Annotated in this window: 18 protein-coding genes; 6 read left to right on the top strand and 12 right to left on the bottom strand. The window is 72.7% G+C overall.

Going from position 1 to position 23,565, the window contains the following annotated elements; translation table 11 throughout:
• Positions 1-4: 4 nt before the first annotated feature.
• Together E1212_RS14140 and E1212_RS14135 are read right to left on the bottom strand one after the other, a co-directional pair.
• Positions 5-739, bottom strand: coding sequence for an amidohydrolase family protein (locus E1212_RS14140; protein ID WP_203416849.1), 735 nt, complete (start codon positions 737-739; stop codon positions 5-7).
• Between the two features lie 8 nt (positions 740-747).
• A complete protein-coding gene (locus tag E1212_RS14135) occupies positions 748-1,665 on the bottom strand; it encodes a dihydrodipicolinate synthase family protein (RefSeq protein WP_131983492.1) in 918 nt (305 codons plus the stop codon).
• Between the two features lie 118 nt (positions 1,666-1,783).
• Between E1212_RS14135 and E1212_RS14130 the strand changes: the two genes are divergently transcribed.
• From E1212_RS14130 to E1212_RS14115, 4 genes are all read left to right on the top strand, one after another.
• Positions 1,784-2,977 carry a helix-turn-helix transcriptional regulator gene (locus E1212_RS14130; protein ID WP_131983490.1) on the top strand — a complete coding sequence of 398 codons (1,194 nt, stop codon included), beginning with the start codon at positions 1,784-1,786 and terminating at the stop codon, positions 2,975-2,977.
• Positions 2,977-3,867, top strand: coding sequence for an amidohydrolase family protein (locus tag E1212_RS14125; RefSeq protein WP_131983488.1), 891 nt, complete (start codon positions 2,977-2,979; stop codon positions 3,865-3,867). Before E1212_RS14130 ends, E1212_RS14125 begins: the two co-directional genes overlap by 1 nt.
• A 127-nt stretch (positions 3,868-3,994) precedes the next feature.
• Entirely contained in the window at positions 3,995-6,334 is a 2,340-nt protein-coding gene (locus tag E1212_RS14120; RefSeq protein WP_131983486.1) for an Ig-like domain repeat protein, read from the top strand.
• 23 nt (positions 6,335-6,357) lie between these two features.
• Positions 6,358-7,683: a hypothetical protein gene (locus E1212_RS14115; protein ID WP_131983484.1), complete on the top strand. Its 1,326-nt coding sequence runs from the start codon at positions 6,358-6,360 to the stop codon at positions 7,681-7,683.
• A gap of 3 nt (positions 7,684-7,686) precedes the next feature.
• On the opposite strand, the gene E1212_RS14110 is transcribed toward E1212_RS14115, so the two are convergent.
• Complete coding sequence (locus E1212_RS14110) at positions 7,687-8,919, bottom strand: DegT/DnrJ/EryC1/StrS family aminotransferase (RefSeq protein ID WP_131983482.1); 1,233 nt, start codon at positions 8,917-8,919, stop codon at positions 7,687-7,689.
• A complete protein-coding gene (locus E1212_RS14105) occupies positions 8,916-10,640 on the bottom strand; it encodes a polysaccharide deacetylase family protein (protein WP_131983481.1) in 1,725 nt (574 codons plus the stop codon). Before E1212_RS14105 ends, E1212_RS14110 begins: the two co-directional genes overlap by 4 nt.
• A 135-nt stretch (positions 10,641-10,775) precedes the next feature.
• Here E1212_RS14105 and E1212_RS14100 point away from each other — a divergent pair, with 135 nt between their 5' ends.
• Positions 10,776-12,797 (top strand): ligand-binding sensor domain-containing protein, encoded by a 2,022-nt coding sequence (locus E1212_RS14100; RefSeq protein WP_131983479.1) that lies wholly within the window; start codon positions 10,776-10,778, stop codon positions 12,795-12,797.
• Between the two features lie 82 nt (positions 12,798-12,879).
• On the opposite strand, the gene E1212_RS14095 is transcribed toward E1212_RS14100, so the two are convergent.
• Genes E1212_RS14095 through E1212_RS14060 form a run of 8 tightly spaced genes read right to left on the bottom strand, consistent with a single transcriptional unit; the run spans position 12,880 to position 22,737 of the window.
• Entirely contained in the window at positions 12,880-13,695 is an 816-nt protein-coding gene (locus tag E1212_RS14095; RefSeq protein ID WP_131983477.1) for a carbon-nitrogen hydrolase family protein, read from the bottom strand.
• Positions 13,695-14,567 carry a fumarylacetoacetate hydrolase family protein gene (locus tag E1212_RS14090; protein ID WP_131983475.1) on the bottom strand — a complete coding sequence of 291 codons (873 nt, stop codon included), beginning with the start codon at positions 14,565-14,567 and terminating at the stop codon, positions 13,695-13,697. The genes E1212_RS14095 and E1212_RS14090 overlap by 1 nt, the downstream gene beginning before the upstream one ends.
• Positions 14,567-16,327, bottom strand: a complete 1,761-nt coding sequence (locus E1212_RS14085; protein ID WP_131983473.1) for an amidohydrolase family protein — start codon at positions 16,325-16,327, stop codon at positions 14,567-14,569. The genes E1212_RS14090 and E1212_RS14085 overlap by 1 nt, the downstream gene beginning before the upstream one ends.
• Positions 16,324-18,486 carry a hypothetical protein gene (locus E1212_RS14080; protein ID WP_131983471.1) on the bottom strand — a complete coding sequence of 721 codons (2,163 nt, stop codon included), beginning with the start codon at positions 18,484-18,486 and terminating at the stop codon, positions 16,324-16,326. The genes E1212_RS14085 and E1212_RS14080 overlap by 4 nt, the downstream gene beginning before the upstream one ends.
• Before the next feature lies 1 nt (position 18,487).
• Positions 18,488-19,402, bottom strand: coding sequence for a carbohydrate ABC transporter permease (locus E1212_RS14075; RefSeq protein WP_131983469.1), 915 nt, complete (start codon positions 19,400-19,402; stop codon positions 18,488-18,490).
• Complete coding sequence (locus tag E1212_RS14070; RefSeq protein WP_162605467.1) at positions 19,402-20,301, bottom strand: carbohydrate ABC transporter permease; 900 nt, start codon at positions 20,299-20,301, stop codon at positions 19,402-19,404. Before E1212_RS14070 ends, E1212_RS14075 begins: the two co-directional genes overlap by 1 nt.
• A 37-nt stretch (positions 20,302-20,338) precedes the next feature.
• Positions 20,339-21,703 (bottom strand): ABC transporter substrate-binding protein, encoded by a 1,365-nt coding sequence (locus tag E1212_RS14065; protein WP_131983465.1) that lies wholly within the window; start codon positions 21,701-21,703, stop codon positions 20,339-20,341.
• Positions 21,703-22,737, bottom strand: coding sequence for a Gfo/Idh/MocA family protein (locus E1212_RS14060; RefSeq protein ID WP_131983463.1), 1,035 nt, complete (start codon positions 22,735-22,737; stop codon positions 21,703-21,705). Before E1212_RS14060 ends, E1212_RS14065 begins: the two co-directional genes overlap by 1 nt.
• Positions 22,738-22,947: 210 nt before the next feature.
• On the opposite strand from E1212_RS14060, the gene E1212_RS14055 reads away from it, so the two are divergent.
• Positions 22,948-23,565 (top strand): aminotransferase class III-fold pyridoxal phosphate-dependent enzyme (locus E1212_RS14055; protein WP_131983461.1); only part of this gene is annotated, 618 nt, incomplete at its 3' end.

Below are 23,565 nucleotides of genomic sequence, written 5' to 3'. Positions count from 1 at the left end.
AACCTCACCACGTCGCCCCCAGCACCGCCGTGGCCGAACCGCCCAGCACGGCCGCCCGATCAGCGTCGGTCAGCCCGGCGCGGCCGACCCGCTCCAGCTCCAGCCGCGCGTCGTTGAACGGCGCGTCGGTGCTGAACAGCACCCGCCCGGGCCCGAGCTCGGCGACCAGGCGGGTGATCAGCGCGGCGCCGTTGTACGCCGTCTCGGCGACCAGGTTCGGCCCGGTCGTCAGCGCCGGCAACAGGTCGAGGGAGAAGTCGGTGCGCCCGGACCGGCCCATCACGAACCTCAGCCCGGGCCGGCGCAGCGCCAGCTCGGCCAGCTGCAGGGGCTCGCTCGCGACCGGCACGCCGGTGACGACGTAGACCGGCCGGCCGTGCTCCTCGACGACGTCGAGGACCGGCTCGAGCAGCGGCGACAGCAGCCCGAACCCCTGCACCGACGGGACCAGCTTCAGCCCGCACGCGCCGTCGGCGAACGCCCGGCGCAGCTCGGCGCCGGCGCGGTCGCGGCCGTACCACGGGTTCACCGTCGCCCACCACGCGAGCCGGTGCGGGTGCGCGCCGACCCAGCCGGCCAGCGTCCGGTTGCCGTCCTCGTTGTCGACGGCGACCCAGCGGCCCACCGGGCCCACGACGGCGCGCTCGACGCCGACGTCGTCCAGCGTGCGCAGCAGGTCGTCCACGCCCAGGGTGGGCAGGTCCGGCAGGTCCCCGGCAGCGACATGCGCGTCGATCACGCTCATCGTCAGCCGACGGGTTCCGGACGCCGGTAGCCGCAGCGGTCCAGGTGCTCGGCCAGCGCGGCGCGCTCCTCGGGACGCAGCGGCAGCAGCGGCAGCCGGACCACAGGCCCGCACCGGCCGAGCAGGTGCATGGCCTCTTTGATGACGGTGATGTGGTAGCCGGGCCTGGCGGTGCGCAGGGCGGCGATCGGGGCGATCCGCTCGCGCACCAGCGCCGCGTGCCGGTCGGCGTCGCCGGCCAGGGCGGCCGCCCACACGTCCAGCGCCACGTTCGGGTCCAGGTTGACCAAGCCTGAGGTCATCGCGACGGCACCCATGCGGGCGTAGTCGACGGCGGGCAGCTCGGCCATGCCGTTGATCCACACGTACCGGTCGCCGAGGCGGTCGACGCATCGGGCGAACAGCGCCTGGTCACCGGCCTCGTCCTTGACGGCGACGGCGGCCTCGACCTCGGCCAGCCGCTCGAGGTCGGCCTCGTCGTACACGGTGCCGTCGGTGCTGAACACGATGAGCCCGAGCCCGGACGCCGCGCCGATCTCGCGGTAGTGGCGGACCATGCCGTCGGCGTCGGGCGTCACGAAGTACAGCGGGTTGACCATGAGCCCGTCGGCCCCGGCGGCGGCCGCGATGCGGGCCAGCCGGGTCGCGATGGCGGTGGCGTGCCCGACACCGGCCAGCACCGGGATCCGGCCACCGACCGCGTCGACGGTCTCGCGGACCAGGTCGGCGTACTCGGACTCGTCGACGGCGTAGAACTCGCCGACACCGCCGCAGACCACGACCGCCCCGACGCCGCTACCGGCGAGGAAGGCCGCGTGGCCGCGCTGGCTGTCGAGGTCGAGGGAGCCGTCGTCGCGCAGGCACGTCGGGGTGAAGGCGAGGACGCCGCGCAGCGAGGTGCGCAAGGTCTGCAGGTCCACGGATTGGCCTTTCCACGGAGGGAGAGCTCTGGTATATCAGACATCAGCTGGTACTGAACAGCCTGCTTCGCGTCGGCCACGGCCGGCCCCGCGGGGCGAGCCGATCACTGGAGGAGCCATGCGACACCGTGCGACCGTTCTCGGCCAGCCGATCGCCGTGCAGGAGCAGGACAGCGACGAGGGCCACGTGCTCGTCGTCCTGGCCGACGTCGACGACTTCGAGGTCAGCCGGCTGGCCCGGAGCGACGAGTGGGCCGAGGGCATGCTCGAGAGCGCGGCGGCCGCCGTCGAACGGTGCGCCGCGAGCTATGCGCCGGACCAGCACGGCCCGGTCGTCGCCGTCCCGCCGGACGCGTGGATGGTGACCTTCCACGGGGCCGACGCGACCGAGCTGCGGGCCACCGGGCGCCGGTTCGCCGCGCTCGTGCGCGACCGCGTCACGGCCGCCTGCGGGGTGGCCGTGACGGTGGGCATCAGCCGGCCGCACGCGGGGACGGCCAGGGTCGAGGCGGCGACGGCCGAGGCGGTGTCGGCGCTGGACCACAAGCTCGTCAGCGGCGGCGACGCGGTGTACGACCTGGCCGAGGTGCGGTCCGCGCGTGGCGGCGCGGCCGGGCCGGTGCCGGTGCCCGACCGCGTCGAGGAGCGGCTGGCGCAGTGCATCCGGCGCGGCGACGCGGCCGGCGCGGTCGCCACGCTGCGCTCGTGGATCGACCGGGTCAGCGCCGTCGACGGCGTCACCCCCGACGTGCTGCGCGAGTGGCTGGCCGCCGAGGTGCTGTACGCGCTGGAGGTGGCCGGCCAGCGGCGGCTGTCCGACGGGTCCACCGACTGGATCGCGGCTTGCGCGCGGCTTCCGCTCAACGAGGTGGTCGAGATGTACGACATCCACGACCGCTCGTACCTGGTGCTCTGGCTCGAGCAGCTGCTGCCGCGCATCGTCGCGTCGCACGCGGCGCCGTCGCCGGCCCGGCACGTGCTCGCCGTCGTCGAGCGCTACATCCAGGACCACTACGCAGACGACCTGCGGCTGGTCACCGTCAGCGAGGCGGTCTTCGTCAGCCCGTACTACATCAGCCACCTGTTCCAGCGCGAGCTCGGGACGACCTTCCTCAAGTACCTGACGGCGGTGCGCATGCGGCACGGGCGGCGGCTGCTCGCCGAGACCGAGCTGCCGGTCGAGCTGGTCGCCGAGCAGGTCGGCTACCAGGCGCCCAAGCGGTTCCGCGAGCTGTTCAAGCGCACCTTCCACGTGACGCCCAGCGAGTACCGGCGGCAGGTCACGACGCCGGTGCTGCGAGCGGTGGGCTGATGTCCGTCGTCGACGTCCACACGCACGTCATGTGGTACCCCGACCACATCAGCGAGCAGACGGCGGGCGAGGCGCTGGCGGCGAAGCTGGTCAAGCTCGAGCGCAGCGGCGGGCTCACCAACGCCGCCCACCTCGACCTGCACTGCTACGACTCCACGCCGGCCGAGCACTGGGAGGCCGCCCAGCAGGCCGACCGCGTCGTCGTCTTCGGGCTCGCCGCCCGGCCGACCGGCTTCGACGTGCCCAACGACGTCATCGCCGGCTATGTCCGGGAGCATCCGGACCGGCTGGAGGGATGGGCGTCGGTCAACCCGGGGGAGGCCGGGGCGCTGGACGAGCTGGTCCGCTGCGTCGAGGACCTCGGCCTGCGCGGGCTCAAGGTCGGCCCGACCTACCAGCACTGGGATCCGCGCGACCCGTCGCTGTGGGGCGTGTTCGAGTACTGCGAGCGCCACGACCTGCCGGTGATCGTGCACCAGGGCACCACGTTCCCGACGACGGCGCGGCTGGAGTACGCGCAGCCACTGCTGCTGGAGCGCCTGGTCATGCGGTTCCCGTCGCTGCGGGTGATCATTGCGCACCTCGGGCACCCGTGGGAGGAGGACGTCGTCGCGCTGATGCGCAAGGCGCCGAACGTCTATGCCGACATCTCCGCGCTGCACTACCGGCCGTACCGGTTCTGGCACGCGATGACGACGGCGTTCGAGTACGGGGTGACGGGCAAGCTGCTGTTCGCGTCGGACTTCCCGAGCGCGACCGTCGCGCAGACGCTGGAAGGGCTGCGCCGGGTGAACGACGTCGTGGCCGGCACGCCGCTGCCGACACTGCCCGTCGACGAGCAGGACCGGATCGTGCACGAGAACTGGACGCGGTTCTTCGGCACGTCCTGAGACCAACGGGGCAAGTCTCCGGTCCGCCGGGCAACTATCCGGCTGTTGCCGCCGCCGGCCGCGCGCCTAGGTTCGCGGCAAGCGTCCTGGCTTCATCCGAATCGTCCCCCGGCCGTCAGGAGCACTCATGCCCTTCCTGCGCGCACGATTCCTCTCCGCCCTCGTGGCGACCGCCTCGGCGGCGTTGCTCGCGCCCGCCGCGGCGGCGCCGCATGCGGACACCGTCGATCCCGGCGTGGTCGAGAACCTCGGCATCCCGATCTCCACCTACCTCGTCCTCGACACCGTCCTCGCCGACGACGCCAACGGCGACCCGACGCTCTACGGCAGCACCTACAACGCGCCCAGCGACGCCGTCACCTTCTTCGGCGTCGACCCCGAGACCGGCGACGTCCGGACCGAGCTGCCGATGCCCGGCGCGTGGGGCGGCTACCACGTCGCCGCGGCGCCGAACGGGCACGTCTTCCTCGGCCCGCTCAACTCCTCCAGCGCGTCGCAGCTCTGGGAGTACGACCCCGTCGCCGACACCGTGTCGCTGGTGGCGACGATGCCGACCGGCATCATGTGCTTCGGCATCACGGTCTCGGAGTACACCGGCAAGGTCTACTGCGGCGTGCACTCGGGCGCCGGCGTCTACGAGTACGACCCCGTCACCGGCGCCGTCCGGCTCGTCGTCGCCACCCGCACCTACCCCAAGGGCCTGACGGTGCTCGATGCGAACCGGCTGGTCGTCGCGCAGGGCACCGACGCGAGCGTGCTCGTCGTCGACATCGCCACCGGCGCGGCGCAGGAGGTGCTGCCGACGCAGTACCAGCACTACTCGTTCGCCTACAACTCGCTGCGCATCGGCGACTGGGTGTACGTGCAGCTGGTGACGCCGGACTCGCGGATCATCCGGTTCGACGCCGCCACCATGACGTTCGACGCCGAGGTGCCGGGCATCACCGGCATGGGCTTCGCGCCGCAGGGCGGTGCCGACCCGGACGACTTCTACGCGACCGGGACCGGAGCGGGCGGCACCAGCATCATCGCCGTCGACGGCGACACGCTCGCCACCACCGACACCGGGACGCCGCCGTCGTTCGTCTCCGCGGCGCGGATGTGGCCGGTGACCATCGGCGGGCAGCAGTGGTTCACCAGCGTCGGCAGCAACGGGCTGCTCGGGCGCTGGAACCCGGCGACCGGCGAGGTCTGGACCCACCAGCTCGGGCTGCCCGGGAACCCGACGAACATCACGGCCCTGGTCGACGGGCCGGACGGGTCGATCTATGGCGGCACGTACGAGACGAACGCGCTGTTCGGCTACGACCCCGACAGCGGCGACACCACCGTCTACGGCAACGTCGCGCCCGGCCGCACCGGCGAGATCCTGTCGATGGCGACGACCGGCGGCAAGATCTTCATCGGCTCGTACATCAGCAACGTGGTCACCGTGTTCGATCCCGCGCAGCCGTGGAACCCGGGCAGCTCGGCGACGTCCAACCCGCGCGACCTGGGCCCCGTCGGCGACAACCAGTACCGGCCCTGGGACATGGAGGTCGGTCCCGACGGGCGGGTCTGGGTCGCGTCGTCGGCCGCCTACGGCGCGCTGCGGGGTGCGCTGACGGCGATCGACCCGGTGACGTACGCGGTCGAGTCGTTCCGCGGACTCGCCGGTGACCAGCACTTCTTCGCGGTCGCGGCCGGCGACGGCGTCATCTACGGCGGCACGACCCGCTACGGGGACGACACCGACGCCGGCGGCGACGCGCGGGTGCTCACCGTCGACCCGGACGACGGGACGGTGCTCGCCTCCGTCGTGCCGGTGCCCGGCGCCACCCGGATCCTCACGCTGGAGACCGCCGCCGACGGGACCTTGTACGGGTCGGCGGACGGGACCTGGTTCCGGATGAACCCCGTCTCGGGGGCGGTGACCGTGCTGGGTGCGTTCCCGGGCGGCCAGCTGCTGGGCCTGATCGACGGGCCGGGCGGCGACCTGTACGGCCACACCGGCAGCGCGATCGTCCGCATCCCGGCCGGTACCGACACCGTCGAGACGGTGGCGACGCCGGGCAGCGGCTACTACCGGACGCTCGCCTTCGACGGGTCGGACCGCGCGTACTGGGGCAGCGGCGGGGCGCTGCTGCGGGTCGAGCCGGACATCGCGCCGGCGCCGACCTCGACCACGGCGTCGACGGGGCTGCGGCCCGCCTCACCCGGCGGCCCGGCGGCGGTCACCGTGCGGGTGGACAGCCCGCCCGGGGAACCGCAGGGCACCGTCACCCTGCACCGGATCGGGCCGGACGGCGCGCCGGGCGCCGCCGTCGCCACGGGGGACCTGGCCGACGGTGCCGCCGTCGTCACCGTCAGCGCCGCCGACGTGGGTGGGCCGGGCCGGTACACCCTGGTCGCCGTGTACGGCGGCGACCTCGCCCACGCACCGAGCACCTCCATCCCGGTCCGGGTCATCGTCGGACCCGGCCGGTAGCCCAGCGAAGTGAGGAGCCCGTCATGAGGCTGCCCCGTCCACTGGCCGCGGCGTTCGCCGTCACGACCCTCGTCACCACCGCCGTCGCCGGGCCTATCGCGCCCGCAGCCGCGTCGTCCACCACCGTCTCGACCATCTCGTCCACCATCGGCGCCACCAACGTCACCCCGATGCACAGCCCGCAGCTGCCCAAGATCGTCCAGGACTCGAACGGCTGGCGCTATGCGGTGACGCTGGACGGCTCCGGCACCTCCTACCCGTGGATCTCGCGGATCTGGAAGTCGCCCGACGGCGTGAACTGGACCCTCGCCGTCACGCTGAACCAGTGGGTCTACCAGCCGCCGTCGCTGCTGCTGGACTCCGGCAACCGGCTCTGGCTGACCGTCCCGTGCTACACCGGCGGGCAGTGCTACCCGGGCGTCGCCGCCGCGAGCGGTGCGTCGATGGAACGGGTCTACCTGGTGCGGCTGCAGTTCTCGTCGCGGCTGGGGGACGGCTCGTTCGATCTCGGGTCGTGGAGCGACCATTCGGTGCGCTCGGCCGGCGCGGAGCGGTACTACGGCGGCATGGCGATCGACAACGATCGCCGCTACATCTACCACGCGTACAGCAAGGCCGACTGGAGCCTGAACGTCAGCCGGTTCGACACCTGGACGAACACCGAGACGACGTCGCTCGTGGGTACGCCCGGCGTCAACGAGGCGTACCTGTACCCGCGGGTGCGGCCCGGCACGACCAGCGGCGAGGTGTGGCTGCTGTTCAACCAGACCGTCCTCAACACCGGCAGCAGCGCGACGATCCACGGCGTGCAGCTGTGGCGGTCGACCGACGGCGGCGCCTCGTTCCCGTCCGGGCAGCGCTACATGGTCGCGTCCTGTCCGTCGCCCGACGGCGTATCGAACTGGTGCGACGCGGCCGACCTGGTGGTGGACTCGTCGAACCGGCCGCACGTGCTGTTCTTCACGAAGATCTCCGGCGTCGAACACCTCCACTATTGGCGCGGCAACGCCGGCTCGGTGACGCTGCCGGGCAGCCCGCACGACCTCGGCGCGTACGACAACCACAGCCAGCTGGCGGTCGCGGCGAGTGGTGAGCGGTTCGTGCTCGGCACGCCGGCGGCCGGCTCCGGGTCGCTGCATGTGTTGCGCTCGACCACCGGCACGGGCTGGACGACGGAGACGTTCCCGGTCAGCGGGGCGGCGCAGGTGTATTCGCCGAACCTCGAGCGCAAGGAGACCGGCTCGTGGGTCCCCGACGCCGGCACCGGGATCCGGATGCTGCTGTCGACCCGGCCCACCGGTTCGTCGGCCTTCAGCCGGCTCGACTACCTCACCTACACCCCGACGTAGGGATCATGGCGTCAGCGCGCCTGCCACCTTCGTGAGGGCGGTGGCGATGTCGTCGACGTCGGCGTCGGTGTAGTTCTCGTTCCACGGCAGGACCACGAGGGTGTCGCCGACCAGCCGCTCTGCCCGCGGGCAGAGTCCGGGACCGTAGGTCCAGTCCCGCCGGGCCGGCGGGCTGGTCAGCGGGAACGCCGACTGTCCGTAGGTGCGCCGCTCGGTCAGGGCCGGGTAGAGGTAGACCGGCGACTCCAGCCAGCCGGCGACAGCCGGGATCCCCTCGGCGCTGAGCGCCGTCGCCCAGCGCTCGTTGCCGCCGTCGACGATGAGCGGCAGCACCCACCAGGCGTGCAGCTCGGGCTGGTCCGGCAGGTCGACGCCGGGGAGGTCGCCGACCGCCGCCAGCAGCCGCGCCGCAAGCCGGCGCCGTCGGGCCACCACCTCGGGCAGGCGGCGCAGCTGGACGGCGGCGACAGCCGCGGTGAGGTTGGTCATCCGGTAGTTCAGCGCGAGGAAGCGGTGAAACCGGCCTTCGTCGCGCGGCCAGGCCTTGTCGGCGAAGAGCCGCATCCGCTCGGCGTGTGCGGGGTCGGCGGTGATGCAGAGGCCGCCGTCGCCGGCGGTGACGTGCTTGTACTGCTGCAGGCTGAAGCAGCCGACGGCGCCGTAGGTGCCGACGGGCGGCGCCGCGGGCGCGGGCCGGGCCAGGTAGGCCTGGGCGCAGTCCTCGATCAGCGGAACGCCGGCGCGGTCGGCCAGTGTGCGCAGCTCGGCCACGGGCGCGGCAGCGCCGAACAGGTGGACGACGAGGATCGCCCGGGTGCGCGGCGAGAGGCAGGCCTCGACCGATGCCGGGTCGAGGTTGCCGGTCAGCGGGTCGACGTCGGCGAAGACGGGGACGGCGTTCTGGGCGAGGATCGCGGCGATCGTGCCCCAGTCGGTCAGGGGAGTCGTGATGACCTCGTCGCCCGGCTCCGGGTCGACCGCGGCGACGGCGAGGTGCAGTGCCGCGGTGCCGGAGGAGCTGGCGACGGCGTGGGCGATGCCGTGCAGGCCGGCCATCGTCGCCTCGAGCTCGGCCAGCCACGGGCCTCCGCACGATGCGTTGAGGACGCCGCTGTCGAGCACCTCGAGGACGGCCGCCCGCTCCTCGGCGCCGAACGTGCGCCCGGCGGGGACCAGGACGGTGGGCAGCGGCTGGGTGCGCACCGGCGATCCGCCGTCGACGGCGAGCCGGGTCACGCCGGGACCAGCCGGACGCTGCGGCCGTCGAGGACCACCTGGGTGAAGGTGCGGCCGTAGCGGACCACCCGCTGGTGCCGGTCGCCGTCGCCGTAGGGCCGGAGGTGCGCCGGGACGAGCAGTGCGACGCCGTCGACGTCGCGGCCGCCCTCGACGGTGACCGTCACGGCGCCGTCGTCCGTGGTCGTCGTGCGCAGCCGCAGCTGCCGCCGTCGTTCCGACCAGTCGGCCAGCGCGGCGCTGGTGTGGAAGGCGACCCCGGCGGCGCGCAGCCGGTGGACGGTCTCGGCCAGCGCGGTGCGAACCTCGACGTGGTGCTGCAGGTGCTGACCGTGGAAGAGCAGGTGCACCAGGCCGTGCCGGCGCAACGCCTCGGCGACGAACGCGTCGCGGACCTCAAGCGTGCAGGTGAGCCAGAGGTCCTGCGTCTGCAGCGGCAGGTCCAGCACGTCGACCGGGCGGTTGCCGTGCGCGGCGCTCGTCAGCGGACGGTGCGGGTGGCAGGTCCCGAACGGGAAGCCGATCGCGCCCTGGACGCTCGGCCCGTGGCTCTGGTCGACCCGCAGGCCGAGATCCTCGCACCACAGGAAGAACTCGTCCCATCCCTCCCAGCGGGTGAAGTGGTTCTTGTTCGTGACGATGGGCGCGCCGCGCACCTGGTGGGTCGCCCAGGCCAGTTGCTCGCGCAGCCGGTCGAGGCCCCACGTGCAATCCGGCGTGTCGAGCATCGCGTTGTAGTGCAGCGCCGGCTCGTGCCCGGCCGCGACCACCTCGTCGTAGATCTCCTGCGAGTAGCCGCCCGGGTAGAGGAAACACCAGGTGACGGCGATGCCGGCGGCCGCGAAGCAGTCCAGCGCGGCGCGCGCCGACGGGTCGTCGTTGGCGTCGGAGTCGTGGCTCACGTGCGCCGCCGCAGGTGCGCCGTCCGGCCACGGCGCGACCAACGGGAGGACGTCGTCGCCGGTCAGATCCAGAAGGAGGTGCAGCAGGATCTCGCGCCACTGGTCGGCCTGGGCGGCGGCGAAGAACGGCAGGCTGCGCGTGGGCGGGTGGACGTGCTCGTAGGTCTCGTCCGCTGGGACGCCGTCGACGGTCGTGCGGTCCTCGGTCCACGAGAGCGCGATGCCGTCGTCGCACTTCAACAGCCCGTCGTCGACCGGGGCGGAGCCGTCCGCGGGCGCGACACCGTCGCCGTCGACACGGTGGCCCTGCGTGATGCGGACCAGCGTGTGCCACAGATCCGGCCCGACGACGGCGACCGTGCCGCGCCCGCGCGCGACGCGCACGATCGCGGGACTCCGGTCGTGCTCCCAGCTGGCGCCGACGACGTCGCCGCCGGGCACGGTGAGGGCCCAGCCGCCGAACGCGCGCAGTCGTAGCGGCTCGCCGTCGGACGTGAGCTGCGCGTCGACGTGGACGAGCGCCTCGGCGGGCGCCGGTGTCGCCGTCAGGCCGGTCCAGCTCGGATCATGACCGCAGACGACGAACGCGCCGCCGCTGTCGGCGTGATCGAGCAGGGCGGCGGCCGTGTCCGGGTCCGGCTCGTCGACGACGAGAAGCGGCAGCCGGCGGCCGTCGTCGATCATGGGCAGCCCGTCGTGCACGGTGGCGGGGACGCCGAGGATCGCGAGCGCCTCAGCAGCGGCCGGCGCCGACCAGACGTCCCGCCCCTCGCGCCGGGCCGCGTCGGCATGCTTCGGGTCGGTGAGGATCCGGATCATCGTGGCCACGATAGGGCGCGCGGCGGCCGGGCACAGGGCGGATTCTTGCCCTCTGAAGAGCGCAAACACGCGCCTGGGCGGGACGCGCCGGTGCGTCTAGCGTCCGGGGCACCACCATCGGAGGAGGCCCCCGGAATGCCCAGATGGATCCCTGCTCTGCTCGTCGCCGTACTCATGACGACGGCGACGGCGGGCGCGGCCGCGCCCGCCGCTTCCGTCGCTCCCGCCGCGATCGGCACGGTCGAGGACCTCGGCGTCCCGATCTCGAACTTCCTGATCCTCGACAGCGTCACCGGCGTCGACCGCGACGGCCGCCCGATGCTCTACGGCAGCACCTACGCGGCCAGCTCGCCCGGTGTCACGTTCTTCGCGATCGACATCGAGACCGGCGAGCTGGTGAAGGAGCTGCCGATGCCGGACTCGTGGGGCGGCTACCACACCTCGCTCGGCTCCGACGGCCGCGTGTACCTCGCCACCCAGCACGGCGACGGCCTGGCGCACCTGTGGCGTTACGACCCGCGGACCGAGCAGCTGGGGATCGTCGCGACGAGCGACGAGACCGACATCGGTCACACCTTCTTCTTCGGCGTGGGCGCCGGGCGGGCCGGAAAAACCTATCTCGGCACGTACCCGTCGGGGAAGCTGTTCTCGTTCGACCAGCGCACTGCCGAGCTTCGCGACCTCGGCGTCGTGCAGCAGGACCGGCTGTACGCGAAGGCGATCGTGCCCCTGGACGGCCGGCGCGTCTTCGTCGGCGGCGGCACCCCGGCCTCGGCCAACATCGTCGACACCCGCACCGGCGTCGCGACCTCGATCCTGCCGGCGCAGTACGCGGACTACTCGTTCGCCTACAACGCGGCGGTGGTCGGCAACGACCTGCTGGTGCAGATGGTCGTGCCGGACCAGCGGGTGCTGCGGTTCGGGCTCCGCGGCACTCGGACCGAGTTCCTCGGCGAGGTGCCGGCGCTGACGGGGACGGGGGTGCTGCCGATCTCCGACGACGAGGCCTACGCCGTCGGGACCTGCCCGGGCGCGTCGTACGGGATCGTGCGATACTCCTTCGGCGACGATGGGTGCACGCGCCTCACCGATGCGTCGTGGGTGTCGGGGCAGCTGTCCAGCGCCGTCATCGACGGATCTGAATGGCTGGTCGGCATCGGCCAGAAGGGCCTGTTCGGGCGCTTCAACCCGGCGACCGGCGAGGTGGTGACGGCGCAGCTGTTGTTCACCGGGTCGGGGAGCAACGTGACGGCCTTGCGCACCGGCCCGGACGGCGCGGTCTACGGCGGCACCTACGAGACCAACGCGCTGTTCCGGATCGACCCCTCGACGGGGGCGACCACGGTGCTGGGCGGGGTCGCCGTCGGGCGGAGCGGGGAGATCCTGTCCCTCGCCTCGACGGACGACGAGCTGTTCATGGGCTCGTACACGCACAACGTGGTGACGGTCTACGACCCCGCGCGGCCGTGGCAGCCCGGTGCGGACCCGGCGTCGAACCCGGTGGATCTCGGCCCCGTGGGCGACGAGCAGTACCGCCCGTGGGACATGGTCCAGGGCTCGTCCGGCGACGTGTATGTCGCGTCGGGTGCGGCGTACGGGCAGCTGGGTGGGGCGTTGTCGCGGGTCGACGGGGACACCCATGCGGTGTCGTCGTGGCGGCATCTCGCGGGTGATCACAATCTCTTCTCCCTGGCCGCGGGTGCCGGCGAGATCTATGTGGGCTCGACCACCCATGGCGACGGCGTGACGGCGACCGGGGACGCGCGCTTGTTGGTCTTCGACGAGGCGTCCGCCGCCGTCGTCCATTCCGTGGTGCCGGTGCCCGGCTCCGAATGGATCGCCTCGCTCGCCGTCGCCGGGAACGGTGCCGTCTACGGGTCGACGCTCGAGGGGGACTGGTTCCGCTTCGATCCCGCGTCGCGGACGGTGACGGCGTTGGGCTCGTTCCCGCTCGGCTCGGCTCTGGCGCTGGCGACCGGCCCGGACGGCCTGGTCTACGGAACGTCGGGGAGCGCGCTGTTCCGCATCGACCCGGCTACGGATACGGTCACGACGCTCGCCGAGGTGGGTGGCGGCTACTACCGCACCATCGCCTTCGACGATTCCGGGCGGGTCTACTGGGGGAGCGGCAGCCACGTGATGCGCTGGACCCCGTAGCGCTCCGAATGGTTGAGGGATTCGTGTCGCCCTGGCGACACGAATCCCTCAACCATCTTCGGTCCTGCCGGTCACCGGATCCTCATCCATAGAGGTCGGGACGGCGGTCGGCGCGGTAGGTGGCCAGCTCGCTCCAGCGGCGCGCATCCGCGTCGTCCGTCACGACGCGGGCGGCGGCAACGCCTTCCCCGGACCCGAGGGAGGCCAGAACTCGGCCGGAGGCCGAGGCGATGGTCGAGTGGCCGATGCTGGTGAAGCCGCCGCCGGCACCCGCGAGGCACGCCATCACCACCGGCACGCCGTTCTCGAGCGCCCGCACGCGCGCCAGCGACCGCACCATCGACCCGTCCCAGCCCATGTCCGTCTGCCACGAGTCGGTGATCCAGTTCGTCGCGTTGACGATCATCGTCGCGCCGGCGTCGACCAGCGCGCGGACGTATTCGGGGAAGATCAGGTCGTAGCAGACCGTCAGCCCCAGGGTCCCCAGATCAGTGGAGACCACCACGGGGCCGGGACCCGGCGCGTAGACCGCGCGCTCGGTGCTGAACAGGTGCGCCTTCCGATAGGTCGCCAATCGCGAGCCGTCGGGGCCGAACAGCGAGAGCGCGTCGTACAGGTCCGGGCCGTCGGACTCGATGAGACCGACGGCGAGATGCACGCCCAGTGCGGCGGCCACCGAGCCGAGCGCGGACGCAACCTCACCGTCGGCCGGGGAGGCCACGGCTTCCGCGTCGGAGCGGGAGAACGGGTAGCCGGTCACCGCACACTCGGGGAACACGACCAGGGACGCGCCGGACGACTCGACGGCGGAGGTGGCCGCGGCCCGCACGGCGGCGAGGTTCGCGGCCACCGCGCCCAGCCGGGGTGCCGGCTGGGCGCACGCGACGGTGAGGTCCATCAGGCCGGCGCCCCCACCACCGAACGCTCGTAGGCGGCCGTGTTCACCAGCGATCCCACGCCCTCGACGGTGGCGACCATGGTGCCGCCGTCCTCGACCTTGCCGATGCCCGACGGGGTGCCCGTCGCGATGATGTCGCCCGGCTCGAGCGTCATGCCGGCCGAGATCACCGAGATCAGCTCCGGCACCCCGAACACCATGTGCCGCGTGTTCGACGACTGCCGCACCACGCCGTCGACCGTGAGCGACAGGTCGAGCGAGCCCGGGTCGGCGATCTCGTCGGCGGTGACCAGGTACGGGCCGCAGGGCGCGAACGTGTCGAAGCCCTTGCTGTGGTCCCACGGCTGGTTCTTCTCGATCGCGACCAGTTGCAGGTCGCGCGCCGTCATGTCGTTGAGGACGGTGTAGCCGAGCACGATGTCGCGCCAGCCGTCGACGGCGACATCGCGCGCTCGGGCGCCGATGACCACGGCGAGCTCGACCTCGAAGTCCAGCCGCGACGACCGGGCCGGGTTGCGGACCGTCTCGCCGTGGGGGAGCAGCGACGACGGCGGCTTGAAGAAGATGACCGGCTCGGTGGGCACCGCCTGGGCGCCCTCCTCGGCGTGCGCGACGTAGTTGAGGGCGACGCAGACGATCTTCTGCGGGCGGGGGACGGGGACGTCGAACCGCGCGGACGCGACCGGCACCCGCACGGCCGAGGACGACGCCGCGAGCGCGGCCACCGCGGCACCCAGTCCGTCGACCCCGCGGTCCTGCAGCAGCGCCACCAGGTCGTCCCCGGCGATCGGCGACAGGTCGAGCAGCGTCTCGTCGTCGAGGCGGACGGCGGCGACGGTGCCGGCGTCGGTGCGGAGACGGCAGAGGAACATCAGTGACCTCCAAGCGGGGACGGAGCCGGCAGGCCGAGCACCCGCCGGGCGTTGCCGCCGAGCACCAGGGCCTGGTCCTCGGCGGAGAGGCCGGCGCCGAGCACACGCCCGACGCCGTACCGCGGATCGATGAGGCAGGCGTCGGTGCCGTGCAGCACCCGGTCCGCGCCCAGCGCCTCCACGAGCCGGCGCAGCCACCGGCCGGTCATCCAGGAGCCGCAGGTCTCGGCCAGGGTCGACGGGTGCTGCTGCCCGACGGCGATGGTGCGGCGGAAGCCGTCGACGGTGGCGCCGGAGTGCCCGACGATCAGCGTCAGGTCCGGATACCGCGCGGCGACCGCGCCGAAGAGCAGCGGGTCGCTGTGCACCGTGCCGGCGAACCCATGCGCCAGCACCGGGACTCCCGCGTCGACGGCGAGCCGCCAGACCCAGTCGAGCCGGGCGTCGTCCATCGGGCAGTCGTGGGTGTCGGGATGCACCTTGAACCCGCGCACCAGCGGCGACTCCAGCTGCTCCGCGAGGAGCGCGGCGTCCTGCGGCCGGTTCGGGTTCGCCACCAGCCACACCGAGAGCCGGTCCGGGTGCGCGGTCGCGGCGGCGAGTGCGGCGGCGTTGCCGGCCGGGGTGTCGCCGCCCCAGATCGACGACAGGTGCGAGATGACGGCGTGCCCGGTGCCGGTGCGGTCGTACGCGGTCAGCAGCGCGTCCGCGTCCGGGTGCGGCAGCCACGACGACGGCCACGAGCCGAGGTGCGCGTGGGCGTCGACGATGTCCGGTACGTCATCGGCGACGGTGTCGGCATGTGGTCGCGCCGTGGTCAGACCCCGCCCGGTCGGGTGGGACCCCACCCTAAGGGCGGGCACCGACAACGCGCCGTCGCCGGCAGGATCGCCGCCGGGGTCGCCGCCAGGGTCGCCGGTGGGATCACGAGCGGGATCGCCGGCGGGGTCGCCGGCAGAATCGCCGGTGGGATCGCCGGTGGCATCACGAGCGGGATCGCCGGCGGGATCGCCGGTGGGATCGCCGGTGGGATCGCCGGCCAGGCCGAGCAGGCGGGCCGCTGTGCCGCCGGCCACCTCCGCCTGCTCGGACGGCGACAGCGCGGACCGCGACAGCAGGAACAGCGGCGCGGCGTCGTCGCGCACCGGCGCGCCCGTCCCGAGCAGCACCCGCCCCGCGCCGTACCGCGACACGAACAGCTCCAGGCCGTCCAGGGCCGCGAGGTACGACAGGTCCACATGCAGGCGGGAGTGGCGGTCCAGCACGGGGAAGGCCTGCCGCAGCGTCCGGTACCCGATGCCGGCGACGACGACGTCGACCGAGGGGAGTGCCTCGCAGAGGGCGTCGATGCCCGCCCAGTCGGTCTCCTCGAGGTCGACGAACACGGGGAGACCGGCCCGCCGCAGCACGTCTTGCAGCGAGCCGGCCTCCGGTCCCGTGATGCTCCACCCGTGCCGCGCCGGCAGCAGCCAGATCGCTCTCGCCCCGGCGACCGGGTCGGCGCCGTGCTCGCCGCAGTCCAGCGGTCCCAGCACGAATGACGGCAGCAGCCGCGGGTGCCCCTCGACCTCCTTCAGCAGCGAGGCGTTCCCCGACGGCGCGTCGTACGTCACGGCGAGCGCGGACCGCACGAGCGCACACGACAGCGTGAACCGGTCCAGATGTCGCTCCACGTCGTCGGCGGTCCAGGACGCCGATGCGTCCGACGGCCACGGCCCGGCCACCACGTTCGCGTCGACGCGGATGCCCACCCCGGTCATCCCGCCTCCGGCAGGTCGGTGAGCAGCCCGGCCTCGTGCGCCCGGAGCAGGAACGGCAGGTGACCACGCCACTCGGCCACGTCGTTGCTCAACGCGACGCCCACCCCACGGGGCCGGTACCAGCGCGACCCGCCGGCCAGCCCGGCCCGCAGGAACGCGTCGTCGCCGGTCGCGTCGAACGCCAGCGCCAGCGCCTCGCGGATCAGCGCGGACCGGTTCGCCCAGCGGTAGTCGAACCGCGTCAGGTAGACGAAGCTGCCGTCGCGGTTGCGGCCCAGCGTCAGCAGTGCCCTGGCGCCGGCGGAGAACGCCGCGGCCACCTCCGCGGACGGCGCCAAGGCCTGCAGCCGGGCCAGCCCGATCAGCAGCACGGCGTTCTGCCAGGCGCAGTAGTCGTCGACCAGCCCGAGCCGCATGAGCCAGCGCCCGTCGGGGTGCTGCGCGGCCAGCGCCGCCTTCGCCGTCCGGTCCGCCGCGTCCACGTACCGCGACGACCCGGTGGCCGCAGCCACCGCCGTCAGCGCCATCAAGGGCCAGCCGCTGTTGCGCGGCCCGGGCTCGGGCCGGGTCCAGCCCAGGTCGACCAGCCCGGCGATGCAGTCGGCCACCCGCTCCGCGGCCTGCAGATACCGCGTGTCACCCGACACCTGACCGAACAGCACCAGCCCCTCGGTCCACAGGTGCCCGGTGTCGATCGAGGTCCGCACCGTGCCCGACGCCGTCCGCGCCGTCACGTAGTGCACGTGCGCCCGCCCGTGCGCGCGCAGCCCGCCCACTTCGTGCGGGTGCACGCTGTGGTGGATGAGGTCGACGTCGCAGAGGTGGTCGGCGTAGGCCTGGGCGGAGTCGTAGTAGGCCCGTTCGCCGGAGCGCAGGTAGTGCAGCGTCAGCGCCAGCAGCGCGTCGTGCTCGTTGTTCGCGCTGTAGCCGGTGCGCGGCCCGGTCGTGATGCCCTGGACGCTGTCGCCGAAGTCATGGAACCCCAGCGACTGACCGCCCTGGTACCAGCCGGACAGCTCCTCGCGGATGTGCGCCTCGAGGTTCGGGTACCGCTCGGGCAGATACGGCAGATACCCGCCGACCGGCGACTCCACCGCCGGCACCAGGGGCGAGTCCAGCGCCGGCCCGGCCCGGCGGTCGTCGCCGCCGGTCAGCCGCAGCAGCCGGGTCTTCGCCGCACCCTGGGTGAGCCGCAGCGGTCCCGCGTCGGCCGGCCAGAACCGCACGGTCACGCCCGCCGGCCCGACGGCCAGGTCGCTCGGGTGGTTCTCGGCGAACCGGTGGACGGCGACGGTGACAGCTCCGGCGGGCCGCTCGGCCACCAGCCAGTTCACCGCCTGCCGGCCGTGCAGCTCGGCCCACTCCCAGCGCGACGCGTAGTCCGGCTCGCTCGCGTCCTGCCAGTCCGACCCGCCCACGACCTGCGACGTCGCGAAGATCCCGCGCGGGTGCCCCTCGCCCCGATGGCTGACGGTGAACGGCGGCGCCGCGCGGTGGGCGGCCCCGAACACGCCGCAGACGGCGGCCTCCACCGGACCGGTGTCCAGCGAGACGGTCCACTCCGCGACCTGGCTCTCCGGCGCGTCGTCATCGTTGACGATCGCCACCTCCAGATCCAGCGACGGCGCTCCGGCCCGCGCCGTCAGCCGGGCCCGGAAGCCCCACGACGACCCGTACCGCCCGGCCAGTTCCACCTGTGCCAGCAGCGGCCCCTCACAGGTGACGGTGACCCCGTCGTCCGGCACCACTGCGGCGTGCCGGACACCGTCGTCGCCCACCAGCACGACCTCGGACGCAGGCAGTCCCAGCGACGGCACGGCGACGGTGACCGGGTCCAGCCCCACGACCGCCGACACCACCCCCGTCGAGATCCCCGACGCCGACGCCGAGGCGACCACCGGGGGAACGAGGGCGGCAGCCCCGGCTTGCGAGGGGCGCACCACCACCGGCACCGACCCCAGCGCCGCGACGGAGACGGGGAACGCCAACCCCACCCATCCGGGCCGCCGCCACAGCACCTGGTGCGGCACCGGCACGTCCTCCACCAGCACCGACAGCGGCCCGTCAGCCGGAGTCGGAAGCGGAATGCCGCAGCGCACAACCTCACCGGCCCGGGGCACGCCGATCTCCTCGGTGACGCTCAGCCGCACGTCGGTCATCTCAGCCCTTCAGCGCTCCGACACTGACGCCCCGCGCGATGCGTTCCTGCGCGAAGGCGAAGAGCACGAGCATCGGGATCATGGTGATCACCAGGCCCGCGAACAGTTGCACCCAGTTCGCGCTGTACTGCGCGTTCACCGACAGCCCGAGGATGCCGACGGGGATCGTCTGCTGCTGCGGGTCGGTGAGGAACACCAGGGCGAAGAAGAACTCGTTCCAGATGGTCAGCGTGTTGAGCAGCGCGACACTGGCGACGGCGGGGGAGACCTGCGGCAGGACGACGGAGAAGAACGTGCGCGTCGGCGAGGCGCCGTCGACGCAGGCGGCCTCCTCGAGCTCCTTCGGCAGCGACTGGAAGAAGCTGCTCAGCAGGTAGATGCTGAACGGGATCTGGGTGGCGATGTACACCAGCACCAGCCCGTGCAGCGAGCCCAGCAGGCCGAGGTTGCGCAGCAGGAAGTACAGCGGCACGATCACCAGGAACGCCGGCATCATCAGGCCGCTGAGGAAGATCATCCGCACCACTGACCGGCCGGGGAAGTCGACCCTGGCCAGCACGTACGCCGCCATCACCGCGAACAGCAGGCTGACGCCGACGCTGGTCACCGTCACGTACAGGCTGTTGATGAAGAACCGGCTGATCTGCGCGCTGCTCCAGGCCTCGGCGTAGTTGCCGAACTGCGGGTCCGACGGCAGGGACCACGGGCTGGTCGAGAAGAACTCGGGGTTCGTCTTCAGCGACACCATGACGCACCAGACGAACGCGCTGACCGAGGTCAGGCAGTACGACGCGAGCGCGAGATGGGTGAGGACGCGGCCGGGCCGCACCGGCCTGCGCGGCCGGGACGAGCGGGGCGGCTCCGGCGGCGACGGCGTGACGGCGGCGGCCGGCGGGATGGCGGTCGGGGTCGTCATCAGTACTGCTCGCTTTCGCGCCGGGTGAGTCGCTGGGAGAGCAGGGTGAGCACCAGGATGGCCGCGAACAGGACGACGGCGATGGCGGCGCCGTAGCCGAACTCGGACGAGGCGAACGCGACCTTGTAGAGATAGGTCCCGATGACCTCGGTGGCGCGCAGCGGGCCGCCGTTGGTCATCGCGATGATGAACGCGAACGTCTGCAGGCCCTGGATCATCCAGAGCACCAGCAACGTGCGGGTGACCTCCCACATCAGCGGCCACACGACGAAGCGGAACACCTGGAACGAGGTGGCGCCGTCGAGCGTGGCCGACTCCTTCAGCTCCGCCGGCACCCGCTCGACGGCGGCGGCGAAGAACGTCATCCACAGCCCGATGCCGTGCCAGACCGTGGCCAGCACGACCATGAGCATCGCCGTCGACGGCCGGCCCAGCAGCTCGATCGACGCCAGCGAGTCCAGTCCGATCGCGTGCAGGATGCTCTGCAGCGCACCGAAGTTCGGGTCGACCAGGAACTTCCACAGCAGCGCGGCGGTCGTCACCGACAGCGCGACCGGCGCCAGGATGAGGAAGCGGTAGAACCGGCCGAACCTCAGCCGCTGCGTCACGTAGCCGAAGAACATCGCACCGGGGAAGAGCACCAGCGCGCCGAGCACGGTGAAGACGATCGTGTTGGTGATGGTGCTGGTGAACAGCGGGTCGTCGAGGAGGCGGCCGAAGTTGCCGCCGCCGACCCACTCCGGCGCGTTCACCCCGTCCCACTCCGTCAGCGCGACGTAGAACGTGGTGAACGCCGGGTAGAGCATGAACAGCCCGTAGAGCAGCAGGGCGGGCAGGAGGAACGGCACCACGAGACGGCGTCGCTGCCGCTCGAGCAGGGTGGGCCGTCTGCGTGGCACCGTCGCTCCCTTCGCTGTCATCGCCTACGGGCCCCGCTCAGCCCGCGGCGGCGAGCAGGCCGTCGGACATCTGTGTCAGCATCTGCTCGCCGTCGATCTCGCCGAAGAACAGCTGCGCGATCGGCTGCTGGTAGGCGGCCTGGACCTCCTGACTCAGCGCGAGGATGCCCATGTACGACGGCGCGAACGCCGCGCCCTCCTCGAGCATCGCGGTGACGTCCTCGAAGCCCTCGGGCGCCGCGATGCCGGTGTAGGCGGAGATGCCGCCGGTGCCCTCGACGTAGGCGTTCTGGTTCTCCGGCTCGGCGATGAACCGCAGCCAGGCGACGGCCGCGTCGGTGTTCTCGGAGTCCTGCGCCACGACCTGCGCGTTGGTGCCGCCGAAGAGGCCCTCCTGGTCGCCGCTGCCGCCGTCGACCGTGGGGAACGGGAACGTGCCGACCTGGAAGTCCGCCGGGATCGCGGCCGCCATCTCACCGATCAGCCAGGAGCCCATGAGGATCATCGCCGCGTCGCCCTGGAAGAACGACATCTGGGCCGAGGTGAAGTCGACGCCGCGGAAGCCGTCGAGGAAGTAGCCGCCGTCGACCAGCCGCTGCAGGTCGGCCGCGGCCTCGGCGGCGCCGGGCAGCGTGGCCAGCTCCGTCTCGCCGGCGATGGCCTGCTGCAGCCCGTCGAGGCCGATGTGGCGCAGCGCCAGGTAGTCCCAGTACATCTGCAGGTACGGCAGGAACGTGCCGGTGACGGTGAACGGCGCGATTCCGGCCGCCTTCAGCGTGTCGGCCGCGGCGACGAGGTCCTCGAAGGTCTGCGGCGGCTCGATGCCCTGCTCCTCGAAGATGGCCGCGTTGTAGAAGAACTGCAGCGTGGTCACCGACTCGGGTGCGCCGTAGATCTCGTCGCCGACGCTGATCAGCGGGCGCACACCGGGCAGGATCGCGTCCTCCCAGGTGCCGTCGTAGCCCTCGAGCGGCTCCTGCATGACGTCGTTGAGCGACATGACCTGGCCGCCGGACACCCACGGGCCGCCGTCGGCCGCCGCGGCGTCCATGAAGCCGTAGTTGACCTCGGGCGGGTCGCCGGCGCGCCAGCGCGCCTCGATCTGCGGGGTGTCCTGGCCCCCGCCGAAGGTCAGCGTGACGGTGACGCCCGGGTGCCGCGACTCGAACTCGTCGGCCAGGCCGGTGAGCCGTTCGTGGTCGGGGGAGCCCTCGGGGTAGAAGCTGACCACCTCGAGGTCACCGGTGATCTCCGCCGGCTCTTCGCCGGTGGCGCCGGTGGCGTCGCCGGAGCTCTCGGTCTCCGGCTCGTCGCCGTCGTCCGAGCTGGTGATGCACGCCGTCAGGCTCAGCATGACGGCGGTCGCGACGGCGGTGCCGCGCAGGATGGATCGTCGGTTCATCAGTCTGTCTCCACGGTCAGGTCGACCGGCCGGCCCGAACGCCAGGACCGGTCGATGGCGGCGAGGACCTCGGTGACGTGCACCGAGCTGTCGATCGACACGATCGGCGGGCGGCCGTCGAGCACGGCGTCGACGAAGTGTTCGACGGCGCCCGCGATCGAGCCCGACGGCTTGCCGCCCACCCGCCCCGCCAGTTGGTTGCGCGGGTAGGCGAACGCCTCGTGCGTCGCGATCTCGATCTGCTCGTGCTTGCGGTCGAGGTGGATCACCGCGTCGCTGAACACGAGCTCGAGGAACGAGTCCGTCATGGTGGGGAACGTGTCGGGGTAGATCCAGCAGGCCTCGAGGGTGACGACGGCGCCTCCGGACAGCCGGAGCTGGGCCTGGACGGCGTCGGGGGTGTCGATGCCGCGGTCGCGGAGCACGCCGTGCACCGCGGTCGCGTAGACCTCGACCACGTGGTCCTCGAAGCACCACAGGATCAGGTCGAGGTCGTGCCCGGACAGGAAGAACGACGGCGTCGTGCGGTCCGCCCAGTCCAGCATCTCGGTGGGGACGAAGAGGGTGTCGTTCTTGCGCGCGTAGGCCAGCACGGGCCGGCCGAGCGCGCCGCCGGCGGCCCGCTCGTGCGCCTGCCAGTAGGCCGGCACCCAGCGATGGTTGTAGAGCGTCATCACCGTGACCCCGGCGGATCGCGCCGCGTCCCGGATGCGCCGGGCGTCGTCGACGGTGGTCGCCAGCGGCTTCTCGATCAGCACCGATCGGCCGGCCTCGACGGCGGCCAAGGCGGCCTGGGCGTGCGCGTGGTCCGGGGTGGCGACGAGGACCGCGCCCACACCGTCGTCGGCGAGAAGCGCGGCGAGGTCGCCGTGGATCGGCGCGGGGCCGAACTCGTCCAGCCCCGAGGCCTCGGCTCTTCCGGGGTCGCGGCTGGTCCAGCCGGCCACGCGGCTGCGGTGGTAGGCGGCGAGCACGGCGGCGTGCTGGCGGGCCATGATGCCCGTCCCGACGATGCCGATGCCGAGCTGGTCCACGGTGCGCTGTCCTCCCCGTCGGGTCGTGCCGAGTCGGGCCGCGAAGTGCGGCGAGGCCGCCACGCTAGGGGCCGGACGATGGCGCCAGCAAGCGCAGTTCGTGTCGTGCCGGGCCCGTAGTTGTCCTCTTCCGCCGGTGCGGCGCGGCACGGTTGACACGCCCGTGACGAGGGACTCTACGGTCGGACCACCGCTGATCGAGGAGGATCGATGACCAACCCGACCGTCGCCGTGGGCGCCCGCACACCGCTGCGGCGCGGCGCCGAGCTGGCTGCCCGGGCGAGCCGGGTGCTGCCCGCCGGCGTGTCCAGCGACGCCCGGCGCGGCCTGCCCGAGCCGGTGTACGTCGACCACGCCGCCGGGGCGCACCTGACCGACGTCGACGGCAACGACTACGTCGACTACGTGCTCGGCCAGGGCCCGATGATCCTCGGCCACAGCGCGCCGGAGGTGGTCGAGGCCGTGACCCGCCAGGTCGCGCGCGGCCAGGCCTACGCGGGCCAGCACGCGCTGGAGATCGAGGCGGCCGAGCTGGTCCAGGCCATGGTGCCGGGTGCGGAGCTGGTGCGGTTCAACACGGTCGGCTCCGAGGCCGTCATCGGCGCCTGGCGGCTGGCCCGCGGGCTCACCGGCCGGCAGAGGATCCTCAAGTTCGAAGGGCACTACCACGGCTGGCTCGACGCCGCGCTGTGGAGCCTGCACCCGCCGGTCGACGCGGCCGGCCCGCGCGAGGCGCCTGTGCCGGTGGCCGGCAGCGGCGGGCAGCAGGCGAGCGCGGCCGCCGATGTGATCGTCGCGCCCTGGAACGACCTCGACGCGTTCAGCCGC

Source organism: Jiangella ureilytica, from assembly GCF_004348545.1.
In the GTDB taxonomy this organism is placed as follows: domain Bacteria; phylum Actinomycetota; class Actinomycetes; order Jiangellales; family Jiangellaceae; genus Jiangella; species Jiangella ureilytica.
Note: the sequence above shows the minus strand (reverse complement) of the source record. Positions and strands in the feature narration are given on the sequence as shown.